At 46.5% G+C, this 634-nt stretch carries 1 pseudogene; it reads left to right on the top strand.

What is annotated here, in order from left to right:
* A pseudogene (locus R7R78_RS27250) lies at positions 1-634 on the top strand (ornithine decarboxylase); the annotation flags it as partial.

The following is a 634-nucleotide window of genomic DNA, read 5'->3' as shown; positions in this document are numbered from 1 at the left end:
GAAGCGCGTAAAGAAATCCTTAAGAGTTGTGAATTGATTCGTCCGTTCATTCCAGACGAAGTCGAAGGTCACCCTTGGGGCAGCTACGACACTGACGTGATCGCAACGAACAAGAAATTCTTCATGTTTGAGCCAAACGCAAGCTGGCACAAATTTGAAGGTTACGGTGAAGGTCAATACTTCGTTGACCCATGTAAATTGTTGCTAACTACTGCGGGTATTGCAGAAGACGGCAGCTACGCAGATTTCGGTATTCCTGCAACGCTATTGGCGAACTTCCTTCGTGAAAACGGCATCATCCCTGAGAAGTGTGACTTGAACTCTATCTTGTTCCTACTCACTCCTGCGGAAGATATGGGTAAGATCCGTCACCTTGTGGCTCAAATTAACCGATTCGAAAAATTCATCCGTGATGATGCGCCTCTAAGTATCGTACTTCCAAGCGTCTACGAAGCGAATAAAGAACGCTACCGTGGCTACACCATCCGTCAGCTATGTCAGGAAATGCATGACATGTACAAAGAGCTGAACGTGAAACAGCTACAAAAAGCGATGTTCCGCAGCGAGTACTTCCCACAAATGGTTCACAAACCAGACGTGGCAACACGCAAATACTTCCGTGGTGAATGCGATT

The sequence above is a fragment of the Vibrio sp. 2134-1 genome (genome assembly GCF_033339495.1).
Note: the sequence above shows the minus strand (reverse complement) of the source record. Positions and strands in the feature narration are given on the sequence as shown.